Annotated in this window: 14 protein-coding genes; 5 read left to right on the top strand and 9 right to left on the bottom strand. The window is 68.7% G+C overall.

Annotation, left to right across the window (positions count from 1 at the left end; all coding sequences use genetic code 11):
• Positions 1–11: 11 nt before the first annotated feature.
• Entirely contained in the window at positions 12–512 is a 501-nt protein-coding gene (gene coaD / locus AC1DHY_RS05300; protein WP_476879835.1) for a pantetheine-phosphate adenylyltransferase, read from the bottom strand.
• 48 nt (positions 513–560) lie between these two features.
• On the opposite strand from coaD, the gene AC1DHY_RS05295 reads away from it, so the two are divergent.
• The 3 genes from AC1DHY_RS05295 (at position 561) to AC1DHY_RS05285 (ending at position 3462) form a co-directional block, all read left to right on the top strand.
• Positions 561–1430 (top strand): SDR family NAD(P)-dependent oxidoreductase, encoded by an 870-nt coding sequence (locus AC1DHY_RS05295; RefSeq protein WP_476903276.1) that lies wholly within the window; start codon positions 561–563, stop codon positions 1428–1430.
• Positions 1427–2635: an aminotransferase class I/II-fold pyridoxal phosphate-dependent enzyme gene (locus tag AC1DHY_RS05290; RefSeq protein WP_476903275.1), complete on the top strand. Its 1209-nt coding sequence runs from the start codon at positions 1427–1429 to the stop codon at positions 2633–2635. Before AC1DHY_RS05295 ends, AC1DHY_RS05290 begins: the two co-directional genes overlap by 4 nt.
• 74 nt (positions 2636–2709) lie before the next feature.
• Positions 2710–3462 carry a spermidine synthase gene (locus AC1DHY_RS05285; protein ID WP_476879979.1) on the top strand — a complete coding sequence of 251 codons (753 nt, stop codon included), beginning with the start codon at positions 2710–2712 and terminating at the stop codon, positions 3460–3462.
• Here the strand turns inward: AC1DHY_RS05285 and rsmD are convergent.
• Genes rsmD through thiL form a run of 4 tightly spaced genes read right to left on the bottom strand, consistent with a single transcriptional unit; the run spans position 3459 to position 8509 of the window.
• Positions 3459–4076, bottom strand: coding sequence for a 16S rRNA (guanine(966)-N(2))-methyltransferase RsmD (rsmD, locus tag AC1DHY_RS05280; RefSeq protein ID WP_476903274.1), 618 nt, complete (start codon positions 4074–4076; stop codon positions 3459–3461). The genes AC1DHY_RS05285 and rsmD overlap by 4 nt on opposite strands.
• A 48-nt stretch (positions 4077–4124) precedes the next feature.
• Entirely contained in the window at positions 4125–6350 is a 2226-nt protein-coding gene (locus tag AC1DHY_RS05275) for an ATP-dependent DNA helicase RecG (RefSeq protein ID WP_476903273.1), read from the bottom strand.
• Positions 6340–7431, bottom strand: coding sequence for a DAK2 domain-containing protein (locus AC1DHY_RS05270; protein ID WP_476879975.1), 1092 nt, complete (start codon positions 7429–7431; stop codon positions 6340–6342). The genes AC1DHY_RS05275 and AC1DHY_RS05270 overlap by 11 nt, the downstream gene beginning before the upstream one ends.
• Positions 7432–7453: 22 nt before the next feature.
• On the bottom strand, positions 7454–8509 hold the full coding sequence (gene thiL / locus AC1DHY_RS05265) for a thiamine-phosphate kinase (RefSeq protein ID WP_476879974.1): 1056 nt from the start codon (positions 8507–8509) through the stop codon (positions 7454–7456).
• Between the two features lie 91 nt (positions 8510–8600).
• Here thiL and AC1DHY_RS05260 point away from each other — a divergent pair, with 91 nt between their 5' ends.
• A complete protein-coding gene (locus AC1DHY_RS05260) occupies positions 8601–9104 on the top strand; it encodes a DUF3515 family protein (protein WP_476903272.1) in 504 nt (167 codons plus the stop codon).
• A gap of 217 nt (positions 9105–9321) precedes the next feature.
• On the opposite strand, the gene AC1DHY_RS05255 is transcribed toward AC1DHY_RS05260, so the two are convergent.
• Genes AC1DHY_RS05255 through murA form a run of 4 tightly spaced genes read right to left on the bottom strand, consistent with a single transcriptional unit; the run spans position 9322 to position 13743 of the window.
• Positions 9322–10470 (bottom strand): D-alanine--D-alanine ligase family protein, encoded by a 1149-nt coding sequence (locus tag AC1DHY_RS05255; RefSeq protein WP_476903271.1) that lies wholly within the window; start codon positions 10468–10470, stop codon positions 9322–9324.
• Positions 10471–10472: 2 nt separating this feature from the next.
• Entirely contained in the window at positions 10473–11531 is a 1059-nt protein-coding gene (locus AC1DHY_RS05250) for an NAD(P)H-dependent glycerol-3-phosphate dehydrogenase (protein WP_476903270.1), read from the bottom strand.
• Positions 11528–12406: a lysophospholipid acyltransferase family protein gene (locus AC1DHY_RS05245; protein WP_476879971.1), complete on the bottom strand. Its 879-nt coding sequence runs from the start codon at positions 12404–12406 to the stop codon at positions 11528–11530. Before AC1DHY_RS05245 ends, AC1DHY_RS05250 begins: the two co-directional genes overlap by 4 nt.
• 11 nt (positions 12407–12417) lie before the next feature.
• Positions 12418–13743, bottom strand: coding sequence for a UDP-N-acetylglucosamine 1-carboxyvinyltransferase (murA, locus tag AC1DHY_RS05240; protein ID WP_476879970.1), 1326 nt, complete (start codon positions 13741–13743; stop codon positions 12418–12420).
• A 525-nt stretch (positions 13744–14268) separates the two neighbouring features.
• On the opposite strand from murA, the gene AC1DHY_RS05235 reads away from it, so the two are divergent.
• On the top strand, positions 14269–14775 hold a 507-nt coding region (locus tag AC1DHY_RS05235; protein ID WP_476903269.1), incomplete at its 3' end, for a DUF222 domain-containing protein.

Below are 14775 nucleotides of genomic sequence, written 5' to 3'. Positions count from 1 at the left end.
ACCGATCAAGCTTACCCTCTGCGGGACGGATCCTGGCCCGGCTCGCCGGTCCGGAGGCGTTTCAGTACTGACTTCGGCACGAACTCCGAGACATCACCGCCAAGGGTGAAGACTTCCTTGATCAGCGTGGAGGACAGGTGCAGGTAGTGGCCCTCGGCCGGGATGAACACGGTCTCAACGCCGGTGAGCTGCCGGTTCATGGTGGCCATCGGCAGTTCGTAGTCGAAGTCCGAGGACGAGCGAAGGCCCTTGACGATCGCCGATGCCCCGCGCTGCCGGCAGTACTCCGCAAGGAGGCCCTCCCCCACGGGTTCGACCACGATTCCACGCAGGGACGCCAGGGTCTCCCGCGCCATGTCGAGGCGCTCTTCGAGGCCGAACCGGTACTTCTTGGCGTAGTTCGTGGACACGGCCACAATGACCTCGTCAAAGAGGCTGGCCGCCCGGGCGATGACTTCCAGGTGGCCGTTGTGAATAGGGTCAAAGGAGCCAGGGCATACAGCGCGTCTCATGCTCCGAACCTACCGCATGGGACTTGCGGGCCGGGATAGCATGGCGGAATGTCAGCTTCCGGGAATTCTCCTTCCGCGCCCTTCACTGTCTCGGGAGGCGTGGTCCTCGTGACCGGTGCCGCCATGGGCATGGGCCGCCTGTACGCCCTGCGCGCCACCCGGGAGGGGGCCGCCGTCGTGGTTCTCTGGGACGTCGACGCCGACGGCTTGGCCAGCACGGCCGGCGAGGTCACCGCGCTGGGGGCGCGCGCCGTCGTCCGTCGTGTGGACCTGGCCAGCCGGGAGTCCATTATGGAGGCCGCCGCCGAGGCAGCGTCCGAGGGCCCGCTGACGCTGCTGGTCAACAACGCCGGGATTGTGCGGGGCGCCCTCTTCTGGGAGCACGACCCAGAGCGTGACATCGCCCTGACCATGGACATCAACGCGCTCGCCCCGATGTACGTCACCCACGCCTTCCTTCCGGCCATGATGGCCGACGGCGGCCGGCCGCGCCGGATCCTGAACATCGCCTCTGCCGCCGGTACGGTCTCCAATCCGCGGATGAGCGTTTATGCCGCCTCCAAGTGGGCGGTGATCGGCTGGAGCGACTCCCTGCGGCTGGAACTGGAACAGCAGGGCCATGACCATCTGAAGGTCACCACGTTCTGCCCCAGCTACGTCTCCACCGGCATGTTCGCCGGGGCTCGGGGTCCGCTGCTGACTCCGCTGATGAACCCCGACGACGCCGTCGAGCGCGCCTGGGGTGCCATGGTGGCCGGCCGGCCGCAGCTGATCGCACCGGCGATGGCTCAACTCGGGAAGGTACTGCGCGGGCTGTTGCCGGTCCGGGCCTGGGACTTCGTCGGCGGAACGGTCTTCGGCATCTACACCACCATGGACAAATTCACCGGACGGACCGGTAAGGCGGAAACCCTGTGAGCGGGCAGCCGCTGTCGCCCTGGCAGCGCGCAGCCACCGGCGCGAACCTGCTCTCGCCCTCGGGCGATCTCGGCGTGACCATTTTCGAGGAAATGACCACGCTGGCGCTCAAGACCGGCGCCATCAACCTTGGCCAGGGCTTCCCGGATGAGGACGGCCCGGCGGAGATCAAGGATGCCGCCCAGGCTGCGATCGCCGCCGGCGCCAACCAGTACGCCCCGGGCAAGGGGATTCTTGAGCTCCGGGAAGCCATCGCCCTGCACCAGCAGCGGTTCTACGGCCTCACTCCCGATCCGCAGACGGAAATCGTCGTCACCACGGGCGCGACGGAGGCGATCGCGGCCGCCCTCCTGGCGCTGGTGGGGCCCGGGGATGAGGTGCTGACCTTCGAGCCGTTCTACGACTCGTACGGCGCCATCATTGGGCTGTCCGGCGCCCGGCACGTGACAGCGCCGCTGCTGACCCCTGACTTTATGCCGGACCTCGACGCGCTGGCTGCGGCGTTCAGCGACCGCACCAAGGTGGTGCTGGTAAACAATCCGCACAACCCCACGGGCGCGGTCTTCCCCCGTGAGGTGTTGGAACGCGTGGTGGAGCTCGCCGCCCGGCACGACGCCGTCATCATCACCGACGAGGTGTACGAGCACCTCACTTTTGGCGCCGAGCACGTGCCCATCGCCACCCTGCCGGGCGCGGCGGAACGGACCCTGACGATCTCCTCGGCCGGAAAGACCTTCTCCTTCACCGGTTGGAAGATCGGCTGGCTCAGCGGCCCCGAGCACCTCGTGTCAGCGGCCCGGACGGTCAAGCAGTTCCTTAGCTACAGTTCCGGCACCCCGTTCCAGAGCGCCATCGCGGTGGGCCTGGGCCTGCCGGAGGAGTTCTACACCGGGATTGCCGACACGCTGCGCCTCAAGCGGGACATCCTCAGCGAGGGGCTCCGCGCGGCGGGGCTGGAGGTCTACACACCGCAAGGGACCTACTTCGTCAATGTTGATACTGCCCCGCTGGGGATCTCCGATTCCGTGGACCTGGCCCGCCGTCTGCCCGAACTGGTGGGCGTTGCGGCCATCCCGGTGCCGGTCTTTTGCCATGCGGAGGGCGCCGAGCGGACCCGGAGCCTGCTCCGCTTCGCTTTCTGCAAAAAGACCCACGTGCTCGAAGAAGCCGCCGAACGGCTCTCCACCCTCCGGGACAGGCTGTGAGCGCCGGGGACGCGGCGGCCAGTCCGGCCGGGAACGCTGGAGCTCCGGCGGGAGGCCCCACGGCCACCCGGTTCCTGCGCACCACCGGTCAGCACGCCGTGATCGAGCCGGACGAATTCACCGACGGCGGATTCGTCCTGAGCATCGGCGGGGCCGAGCAATCCCACGTAAATCTGGCCGAGCCGGATGACATCTTCTACGAGTACCTGCGGCGGATCGGCCACGTGGTGGATCTTGCTGCGCCGTGGGGTGAACCCATTACGGCCCTGCACCTCGGTGCCGGTGCCCTCACGCTTGCCCGGTACATCCAGGCGACCCGGCCGGGCTCCGTCCAGTACGCGGTGGAGCTTGAACGGGAGCTGCTGGATTTCGTCCTCCAGCAGCTGCCGATGCCGCAGGGCACCGAGCTGCACACCCTGATCGGCGACGCCCGGGAGTCCCTGGCCGAGCTGCCTGCGGGGCTGCGCTTCGACGTCGTGATCCTGGATATCTTTTCCGGACCGGAAGCGCCGGAGCACATCGCCTGCACTGACTTCTACCGGGAGGCGGCCGCCCGGTTGACCCCGTGCGGGGTGCTGATCGTCAACGTCGGCGACGAACCGGGGCTGACGCTGGTGCGCAGCCAGGTGGCCGCGCTGCGCCGAGCGATGGCGGATGTGGCTGCCTTCGCCGAGACCGGTATGTTCGCCGGCCGGCATCCCGGCAACATCATCCTGACCGGCACGCAGGTCCCCTGGCCCGCCGCGTGGACTGCGGCCCTCACGGCTCGGGGTCCGCACCCTGCCAGAGTGCTGGCCGGTGTCGAACTGGACGTGCTGTCGGACTAGTCCTTGTCCCCCGCCGGGTCCGGTGCCGACACGGCCTGGGGTTCATCAACGCCGGGTTCGGCGAACCACAGCCGGGTCTCGCCGTATTTCTTCTCCGCGAAACGCTCCATACCCTCCGGCCATGAAGGCTCCGGCGTCCGGGCGGACCGTTCCACCACGACGACGCCGCCCGGGGCCAGGTGCGGGAGCAGCTTGGTGAGCACGGCCGCCAGCGCCACGTCATCAAGCGGGTACGGCGGGTCCAGGAACGCCAGGTCCCAGAGCGTCGCGTCGGCGGCCCGGTCCAGGAAGGATTCGACCTTGGAGCGGTGCACGGACACCACCTTGCGCCGCGCGACGGTGTTGACGAGGTCGGCGTTGCGCTGGCAGACCTCGCTAGCTTTCCCGTCGAACTCCACCAGGTCCACGGCGGCCGCGCCACGGCTGGCACTCTCCACGCCGAGGGAGCCGGAACCTGCATACAGATCCAGCACCCGAGCGTCGGCGATGACCTCGAAGGCGTCCAGCCGGGAGAAGAGTGCTTCCTTGACCCGGTCCGTGGTGGGGCGCGTTAGGGAACCCGGGACGCTGACCAACGGTGTGCCGCCGGCGGCCCCCGCGATGATACGGCTCATGCCAGTACGTCCCGCCGGGCCGGGGCAGCGCCGCCCATGGTTTGTGTTCTAGCCGCGTTCAAGGAACGCCTCCTTCTCCGGATTGAGGTAGTCGTCGATTGCCGCGGCGAGCACACTGTGCCGGGCCAGGTTCGGGTCGGCGGACACAATGGCCTGGGCGTCCTGCCGCGCCCGGGCGATGACGTCCTCGTGCTCCAGGACCCGCAGCAGCTTCAGCGTCGACCTGCCGCCGGACTGCGAAGCGCCGAGGATGTCACCTTCGCGGCGGAGCTTGAGGTCCTCCTGCGAGAGCTCGAAGCCGTCCGTGGTCGCCGCCACCGCGTCCAGGCGGCGCCGGCTGGGATGCTCCGGTTCCAGGGTGGTGACCAGCAGGCACGTTCCCGGCAAGCCGCCGCGGCCCACACGGCCTCGGAGCTGGTGCAGCTGGGAAATACCGAAGCGGTCCGCGTCCAGGATCACCATCAGTGTGGCGTTGTGCACGTCCACACCTACCTCGATCACGGTGGTGGAGACCAGCAGTTTGGTCTGGTTTGCCGTGAATGAGGCCATGGTTTCGGATTTGAGGACCGGGTCCTGGCGGCCGTGCAGCGGCGCGACGGGCACCCCGGCGAGGGCCGGTTCGTCGCCAAGCAGTTCGACGACGCCGGTAACCGACGCGAGCTCCCGGCCTCCGGTCTCCGCGAGGTCGGCATCGGTGGGTTCGGCCTCCCCCGGGCTGAAGTCACCGTCGTCGTCCGCTCCGATCTTGGGGCAGACCACGTAGACCTGGTGTCCGGCGTCGATCTCCTCGCGCGAACGTGACCAGATCCGGGTGGCCCAGGCCGGATGCTCGGCCAGGCCCACCACGTGGGTGGAGATGGGCGCACGGCCTGCCGGCAGTTCGTCGAGGATGGAGGTTTCGAGGTCACCGAACACGGTCATGGCCACGGTGCGCGGGATGGGCGTGGCCGTCATGACCAGCAGGTGCGGCGGTTTGCTGGCCTTGGCGCGGAGCGCGTCGCGCTGTTCGACTCCGAAGCGGTGCTGTTCGTCCACCACGATGAGCCCGAGGTCGTAGAAAGAGACGTTGTCGCTCAGCAGGGCGTGCGTGCCGATCACGATCCCGGCGGTCCCGGCGGCGGCGTCGAGCATGGCCTGTTTCCGGGCGGCCGTGGGCATCGAGCCGGTCAGCAGCGTGACCTGGACGGCGTCGGGGCCGAATCCGCCCAGCAGCCCGTCCCGGGAGAGCGGGCCCAAAGTGCGGCGGATGGATTCATAATGCTGGGCCGCGAGCACTTCGGTGGGCGCCAGCAGTGCGGCCTGTCCCCCGGCGTCGACCACCTGCAGCATGGCGCGCAGGGCAACAATCGTCTTTCCCGAACCCACCTCGCCTTGGAGCAGCCGGTTCATCGGCGAGTCCTGTGCCAGTTCCCCGGCCAGGGTCTTGCCGACGGCGGCCTGGCCGGCGGTCAGGGTGAAGGGCAGCTGCCGGTCGAAAGCCGTGAGCAGGCCGTCGGTGGCCGGCCGGCGGGCCGTCGCCTCCTCGGCCGCCAGCTGGGCCCGGCGCCGGGCCAGGGCGGACTGCAGGACGAGGGCTTCCTGGTACCGGAAGCGGTCGCGGGCGCGCTGCCAGTCGGCGGGCGACTGCGGGGCGTGGATGAGTCGGTAGGCGTCGGCCACCGGCAGGAACTTCTCGCGGGCCGCGATGTCCGCAGGGAGGGGGTCATCCAGATCCCCGAGCTCCACGGTGTCCAGCAGCGTGGTGATCACCTTTTGGATGGACCAGCTGGTTAGTTTCGCCGTCGCGGGATACACAGGAATGGGCATGGCGGCGAGCTTTTCCGGGTCCATCCCGGGAGTGTCGGGGTCCTCGTCGAGCAGCAGGAAGTCCGGGTTGGTCAGGCCCAGCGATCCTGCATAGCGGGTGACCTTGCCGGAGAACATCGCGCGCCGGCCCGGCTGGAGTTCCGCTTTGGCCCGGAAGCCGTTGAAGAAGCTGACCTTGAGGGTTCCGGGAACGCCGGTGCCGGCGTCGTCGGAAATCACGACGTCGGTTAGCGAACCGCGGCGGGCGCGCATGGCGCGGGTGCTGTTGGAGACCACCCGCGCAATGAGCGTCACTTCCTCGTCCAGCGGGACCTCGCTGATGGGGGTCAGTTCGCCGCGGCTCAGGTAGCGCCGGGGGAAGTAGTTCAGCAGGCCGCCGACGGTGCTGATGCCAAGGTGCTTTTCGATGACGGCTGCGGAGCGCTTGCCGATCCGGCGCTCCAGGCCCAGCTCAAGTTCAGCGTTCATGTCCGTCGAGGTCCGTGGTGCCGGGCCCGGTATCAGGACCCTGGTCCGGGATTCCCGCCGAGGAACTCTCCGAGGGGTCCCGGGGCAACGCGAGGTCGCTGACGTTGAAGTCCGAGGGTTCACCCAGCGAGCGGATGAGGGCGACGGCGGGCGCCGGGTCGGGCACGTGGACGTGGACCCGCCACCGGTAGGCGCCGTTGGCGTCGGCCTCGCCACCCACCTGGCTCATGATGACGGACTCCCCCATTTCATCGAGCCGCTGCCGCATGGTGGCGGCGTCCAGGGGTGAGAGGGTGATGGTGCACATGACTTCCACGCCGTCGTCCCGGGGCATGTCCGTGTGGATGTGGGGGTCCTGGACGTCGTACCCGTGCAGTCCGTCCAGCAGCTGGTCCTGCAGTTCCTCGCCCAGCACGGCGGAGCGCAGGCAGTCCAGCACCAGCAGCATCCCGACGCCGCCGGCGTCCACCACGCGGGCGGAGTGCAGGGCCTCGAGCTGATCCTCGGTGCGGACGACGGCGGCCAGGGCGGCCTCGACCGCGGCGTCGAGCGCCAGCCCCAGCGTGTGGTTACTGTCGTCGCCGTCGTGCTCCGCGTCCACAGCGGCGGCCGCCCGGGCCGCTGCCTCCATCACGGAAAGCATGGTGCCCGGTACCGGGTCACTTAGCGCCGACCAGGCCCTGATTTGGGCGCGGTTGAGAGCGGCTGCCAGCAGGGGCGAGCTGAGCCGCGGGTGCCCGGCCAGGGGCTCCGCCGCGGCACACAGGAAAACGGCGAAGAGGGTGCCGGAGTTACCGCGTGCCTGCTCAATGGCTGCCTGGCCCGCCTTGGCCAGGACGGCGCCGACGTCGTTCTGGACCGCGTCCGGCGGACCGGCCACGTGGACCGGGGTGCCCGGGTTCAGTTGCGGCAGCGTGGCAGTCTCAGTAGGGACGTCCTGCAGGGCCCGGGCAGCGGCGCGCACCGTCAGGTAGAGGTTGGTGCCGGTGTCACCGTCGGCGACGGGAAAGATATTGATGGCGTTCAGGCGGTCGCTGTGGTTTCCAAGCGTTGTCTCCGCCTTGCCCAACCACCGCTTCATCGCTTGCGCGTTGGCGGCAATTTTAGTCTGCAAAGTGATCCCATCCCACGGTGTCCGCGGGCCGGCCCGCTATCGTGACGCCCGTGCTGTCCGTTGGTGCAGAGGCCACTACCGAGCCTATCGCAGTGAAACCTTGAGGCAGCTGAATGCCGGCTGGAAAGGCTGCAAGCAGGCCATGGTCCTCTCCTCCGCCGAGCACCCATGCCATCGGGTCCGCGCCCAGCAGTGCGGCCGCGGGCAGCAGGTCGTCGCCGAGTTCTTTTAGTGCGGCCGGATCCAGGTCCAGGACGGCGTGGCTGGCTGCTGCCATCCGCTGGCCGTCGCGGACCAGTCCGTCGGAGATGTCCATCAGGGCAGTGGCGCCGGCCTCGCGGGCCAGCGGACCGGCCGCGAGCGGAGGCGCCGGGCGGCACTGGCTGTCCATCAGGCCGCGCTGTTCTGCGGTCAGCTCGGCCACCGGGGTGGCGGATTCCAGCAGGGCCAGGCCGGCGGCGGCGCGCCCCACGGTACCTGCGAGTGCCAAGGTGTCCCCTGCGGCGGCACCGGAGCGCAGCACAGGGGCGGCCCCGTCGAGGGTGCCCAGGATGGCGACACTGACGGCCAGTTCGCGGCCACGGCCCAGGTCTCCGCCGGCCACGGCACAGCCGGGCGCGCCGAGTTCGCGGATGCCCGCGCTGAGGCCGTCCGCGAAGTCCTCGACCCAGGACACGAGTGTTTCGGGGGGCATGGTGAGGCTGACCACCATGGAGGTGGCGCGGGCGCCCATGGCGTTGATGTCGCTGAGGTTCTGGGCAGCGGCCTTCCAGCCGACGTCGTAGCCGGACGTGCGGTAGCCGTTGTTCCATTTGAGCCGGAAGTCCTGGTCGGCCACCTGAGTGTCGATGCTGACCACAGTCCGGCCGTCCGGCGCCGCGACTATGGCGGCGTCGTCGCCGGGACCCAGCAACAGGGCGCTGGTGTCTCCGCCGTGCAGCCGCGGGAAGATCCGGGCGAGGAGGTCCGACTCGGAGAGCTGGGCCACGGTGAGGGACCCGGACTCTTCGGGCTTTGGGGACTTTTGCGTCAGTGGTTCGGGCACAGCCCTACGCTACCGCGAGGGGGCGACAACGACGGCGGGCTGCAGCTCCGCGGCGGCCAAACGGCTCCCCCGGCCGGGATAGGCTGGATGGATGCAGCAGTTCCGCCCGTCCGGCTTCCTTCGTCCGCTTCGTTTCCTGGCCACGGCGGCCGCTGCCGGGCTCGTCCTGAGTGCCTGCTCCCCCGTCGTCGACGTCACTCCGGCCAAGGACGCGGCGAACGCCGCGTGCGCGCCCATGATGCTGGCGCTGCCGGACAGCCTCGGCGACGCGAAGCTGCGCAAGACCAACAGCCAGGCCACCGCGGCGTGGGGTGACCCGTCCGTCGTCGTCCTGCGTTGCGGCGTCAATGTCCCCGGCCCCACCACTGACCGCTGTGTAAGCGTCAACGGCGTCGATTGGGTCATCAAAGAGGGAAACCCGGTGTGGACACTGACCACGTTCGGGCGCGAACCCGCCACCGAAATCCTCATGGACCCGAACAAGATCAGCTCGGCGACGGTCCTGGCGGAGCTCGCCTCGCCGGCGTCGAAGATCAAGGCCGCGCGCAAGTGCGTTGGCCAGGAAGACCTGCCGAACCTGCCGACCGGCAAGTAAAGCAGGGTTCCCTGGCCGAAGCGGGGCGAGCCTTAGGCGCCGGTTGGGCCCACGCCGGCAGGGTTCCCTGGCCGAAGCGGCGCGAGCCTTAGGCGCCGGTTGGGCCCACGCCGGCAGGGTTCCCTGGCCGACGCGGAGCGAGCATTAGCTGCCGGTGGGGCCCACGCCGGCAGGGTTCCCTGGCCGAAGCGGAGCGAGGTTAGGGAGCCGGTGGGGACTAGCGCAGTCCGGTCCGGCGGTGCAGGGCCAGATGGATCAGTTCGTCGATCAGTTCCGCATAACCCAGGCCCGAGGCCTTCCACATCTGCGGGTACATGCTCTTCGGCGTGAAGCCGGGCATGGTGTTGATCTCATTGATGATCAGTTCGCCGTCCGGGGTGTAGAAGAAGTCCACCCGGCTGAGGCCCTCGGCGCCGACGGCGTCGAACGCTACAGCGGCCAGCTCGCGGACCCGGGCGATTGCCTCATCGGGGAGGTCGGCCGGGCAGCTCAGCGCGGCGGCGTCGTCCTCCACGTACTTGGCGTTGAAGTCGTAGAAGTCGTGGCCGCCGCCGGCCACGGAGATCTCCCCGGGCATTGACGTCCGCGGGGCGTCGGTCCCCCGGCCTTCGAGCACGGCGCATTCGATTTCCCGGCCGACGATGCCGGCTTCGATGACGAGTTTGGGGTCGTGCTCCCTGGCCGCCTCGATTGCGGCATCGAGGCCCTCGAGCGAATCGACCTTGGAGATGCCCATGGAGGAGCCGGCCCGGGCGGGCTTGACGAAGACCGGGAACCCGAGGGCGTCCACACGTTTCCGCACCAGTTCCGGATCGGTGAGCCACTGGCGGTCCGTGACGGCGATGTAGGGCCCGACCCGCAGCCCGGCGGACTCGAAGACCACCTTCATAAAGTGCTTGTCCATACCGACGGCCGAGGCCAGGACGCCAGCGCCGACGTAGCGCGTGTCGGACAGTTCCAGGAGACCCTGGACCGTGCCGTCTTCGCCAAACGGCCCGTGCAGCAGCGGGAAAACGACGTCCACGGAGCCCAGTTCCTGCGGCACCTGGTTCGGGGCGGCCACAATCAGCTGGTGCTCCCCGCCGATCTCCGCGAGGGTCACGGTCTGGTCCGACGGGGCCACTTCCGGCAGGGAGGTCGCAGACAGCGACCACTGGGCGGTGTCGCCGGAGGCGAGGACCCACTGGCCGGTCTTGGCGATTCCAATCGGGATCACCTCATATTTGGCCTGGTCAATGGCGCCGAGGACGCCGGCCGCCGTGACGCAGCTGACCGCGTGTTCGCTGGAACGGCCGCCGAAGAGCACGGCCACCCGGGGACGCGACCGGCTCGCGGAAGCTTCTGTTGATGCGTTGATCTCAGACACTCTTAGTAATCGCCTTCGGATTTCAGGTCCCGGGACAACAGGAGCGGTCCCAGTTCGTCAACGGACAGTTTTCCGGCCAGCACGGCGACGACGGCGGCCGTGATGGGCATCTCGACGCCGGACTTGCCGGCCAGTTCGTGCACGGCCTGGGCCGATTTGATGCCTTCTGCGGTCTGCGTCATCTCGGCGGTGACCTGGTCGAGGGTCAGGCCGGTGCCAAGCAGGCGGCCGGCCGTGTGGTTCCTGGACAGCGGCGAGGAGCAGGTCGCGACGAGGTCGCCAAGTCCTGCCAGCCCCGCCATGGTCCGCGCTTCGCCGCCCAGCGCCAGCGTCAGCCTGGACGTCTCGGCGAGGCCGCGGGTAATGACGGAGGCTTTGGTGTTGTCCCCCATGCGTTTGCCTTCGCAGATGCCGACCGCCAGGGCAATGATGTTCTTGACGATCCCGCCGATTTCGACGCCGACCACGTCCGACGTCGTATACGGCCGGAAGTAGGGTGCCGTGCAGGTACGGGCGATCCAGCCGGCGGCCGCGTCATCGGTGCAGGCCACTACTGAGGCTGTCGGTTCTTCCCGGGCGATCTCCATGGCGAGATTGGGTCCGGACACGACGGCGACGCGCTCGGCGGGGATGGACAGCTCTTCGCTGATGACCTCGCTCATGCGGGCGTCGGTGTGCAGTTCCAGGCCCTTCATCAGGGACACCACCATGGCCTCCGGTCCGATGAGGGACGACCATTCGCGCAGCTGAAGCCGGAGCGTCTGGGCGGGAACGGCCAGAACGACGAGGTCGGCTCCGTCCACGACTTCGGCGACGTCGGTGGAGGCCGTGATGCTGGAGGGCAGCGCAATGTCCTTGAGGTACTGCTCGTTGCGGTGCGCGGTGTTGATTTGGTCGACGACGGCGGCGCGCCGGCCCCAGAGGCGGATCTGGCGGTCGACGCCGGAGGCAGCAGCGGCGTCGGCGAGCACTTTCGCGAACGTGGTCCCCCAGGAACCAGCGCCGAGGACCGCGACGTTCAGGGCAGAACCGGTGGCGTCTGTGTGGTGTCCGGCCGTCACTTGGTACCGTCCGCGGCGCTACCGGCGTCGGCGTCCGTTGCAGTGTTGGTGACAGGCGCGGCGCCGGTCTCCGGCGCGGTACCAGACCCAGGGGCAGTGGCTGCGGCGCCGGCGCCCGCGCTGTTCGAGGTGCTGCCGCCGCGTTCGACGAAGCGCCCGTGGGCTGACTGGTTGTGGGCCGACGGATCCCAGCGGACCAGCGGGGGCTGGCCGCCGCGCAGGGTGGCCAGCAGTTCAGTGATGGCGTCCATGATCACGTTGGTGGCCTCGGTGAGGGTCGCTTTGTCCAGCGGGCGGCCGGCAAAGGCGCTCAGGTCCACGGGGTCGCCGACCAGCACACGGGACGTCTTCCGGGGGAAGATGTGGAAACGCTTGGCGTAGCGGGGGAAGACCTCGTGCGCCCCCCAGTGGGCCATCGGGACCACGGGGATACCGCTTTCCAGCGCCATCCGGGCCGCCCCCGTGTGGCCTTTCATCGGCCACAGGTCCGGGTCACGCGTCAGCGTACCCTCCGGATAAATGATGATGGCTCCGCCCTCGTCCACGACTTCCCTGGCGACCTGAAGCGAACGGTTGGCACCCGCCGTCGAACGTTCCACCGGGACCTGCTTGGTGTTGCGCAGCACCGAAGCCAGCACCGGGACCTTGAACAGGCTGCCCTTGGCGAGGAAGTGCGGCATCCGGTTCTGGTTGTAGAGCATGTGCCCGATCACCAGGGGGTCGATCTCTGTGCAGTGGTTGGGCACGGCGATGAAGCCGCCCGCGGGGAGCTTTTCAAGGCCCTCCCACTTCTTGTTCATCAGCAGGTTCATCACCGGTCGGACAATTCCGGCCGTGATGACAAAGGTGATGTGGCTCTTGGCGGTTTCCTTCACGGTGGTCCCCGCTACCGGGCCGACGTGATGTCGAAGTCGGCGCCGAGGCCGGCGAGCTTCTCGGTGAAGCGCTCGTAGCCGCGGTTGATGATGTCGATGCCGGTGACCTTTGAGGTGCCGGTGGCGGCGAGGGCTGCGATGAGGTGGCTGAAGCCGCCGCGCAGGTCCGGCACATCAATGTCGGCGCCCTTGAGCTGCGTGGGCCCGGAGATGACGGCGGAGTGCAGGAAGTTGCGCTGGCCGAACCGGCAAGGAACGCTGCCCAGGCATTCGCGGTGCACCTGGATGTTGGCGCCCATCCGGATGAGGGCGTCAGTGAAACCGAACCGGTTTTCGTACACGGTCTCGTGCACGATCGACACGCCTTCGGCCTGTGTCAGGGCGACCACCAGCGGCTGCTGCCAGTCAGTCATGAACCCGGGGTGTACATCGGTTTCGAGCACCAGCGGGTTCAGCTTGCCGCCCGGGTGGTAGAAGCGGATGCCGTCCTCGCCGATGTCCATGCCGCCGCCCACTTTGCGGTAGGTGTTCAGGAAGGTCATCATGTCGCGCTGCGTGGCGCCTTCGACGAAGATATCGCCGCGGGTCACCAGCGCTGCCGAGGCCCACGACGCCGATTCGTTGCGGTCGGACAGGGCGCGGTGGTTGTAGCCGCCCAGGTCCTGCACGCCTTCGATCCGGATGGTGCGGTCGGTCTGGACGCTGATGATGGCGCCCATCTTCTGCAGCACGGCGATGAGGTCGACGATTTCCGGTTCCGTGGCGGCACCGGAAAGCTCGGTGATTCCCTCGGCGCGGGTGGCGCTGAGCAGGACCTGCTCGGTGGCTCCGACGGACGGGTACGGCAGGGCGATTTTGGCGCCCTTGAGGCCATGCGGAGCGGAGATGTGGATGCCGCCCGGGCGCTTCTCAACGACGGCACCGAACTGGCGCAGGACGTTGAGGTGGTAATCGATGGGGCGGTCGCCGATCTTGCAGCCGCCAAGGTCCGGGATAAAAGCCTCACCGATGGCGTGGATCAGCGGACCGCACAGCAGGATCGGGATGCGGGAGTCGCCGGCATGCGCGTCGATGGCCGTGTGCGAGGCCGTCTTGGCGTTGGTCGGATCCAGGGTCAGGTCGCCCGTGACGGGGTCCTTGTCCACTGTGACGCCGTGGAGCTGGAGCAGGCTGGTGACAACTTCAACGTCCTTGATCTCCGGCACGTTGCGCAGCACGGAGGGCTCGTTGCCCAGCAGGGCAGCGACCATCGCCTTGGGGACAAGATTCTTGGCCCCGCGAACGGTGACGCGGCCGGTCAGCGGGACGCCTCCGCGGATTGTCAGAACACTACTCATTTACCAGTTTCCTCACGACTACTCGCCCCCAAATCCTTACAAAGGCTCCAGCTAAGCATAGGAGCTAGCGTTACCGATCTGAAATACGGCACGGTCCTAGGCGACTGATTCCGCTGGTGGGCCGCGGTAGAAATCCCTGGCGGCACCGGGCACGGCGCGTGCTTTCGGGCCGGGGTTGTTGATTGTGTCCGTATGACGCCGGCGGCCATGGCGAAGCGGGCGGGTGGTCGGTTGCGGGGGTGCTTCGATTGCTGCAACTGCGGCGCGGCAGCGGCGCGGCGTGTTCGGTGGCGGCGCGGCGTGTTCGGTGGCGGCGCGGCAGCGGCGCGGCGTGTTCGGTGGCGGGTTCGCGTAGGTGGTGGTCGCTATTTTGTCGTACCCCCTTGGGAGACTTGGTTTATGGGAAGCGGTGCAGCTCTCGCGTTTCGTCCGGCTGGTGGGCCGGACGGTGATCGGCGCGGTGCGCAGGGCTGTGAGCTTGCCGGCGGTGCGGTGTTGGGTGGTGTGCTGGAGGACTTGCGGGGGTTGAGTGTCACGGCGGCCGCGGACGCCGCGTTGTTCGGGGTGCGGGAGGCCGCGGAGTTCGCGGCCCGGGTCGAGGAGATCTCCCGGACCGTGGAGTACCTGCAACTCATCGCTGCGGCAGCGGTCGAACGCACCCGCACCGACGCCGCTGCCACCCATGACCCGGTCCTGGATGACGGGTACCGGCGGGCCGGGGATTTCCTCCGCGCCCGCCTGCATATCAGCGCCACCGAAGCCCACCGCCGGCTGGCTCTCGCCGGGACCGTGCTGCCCGGCACCGGGACCACCGGCCAGCCCCTGGCACCCCGGCACGAGGAACTCGGCGCCGCCCTCGCCGCGGGCGTCCTTGGTTCCCGGTCCGCCACGATCATCAGCCAGGCCCTGGACCGGGTCCGGCCCGTCACCGACCCCGGGACCAGCACCCGGATGGAACACGCCCTGACCGCCACCGCCACCGAGTACGACCCGGACTTCCTCACCCGCATCGCCCGCCGCTGGATCGACGCC

Source organism: Arthrobacter sp. 05L44, from assembly GCF_056397605.1.
This window is presented reverse-complemented; position numbering and strand designations above follow the sequence as displayed.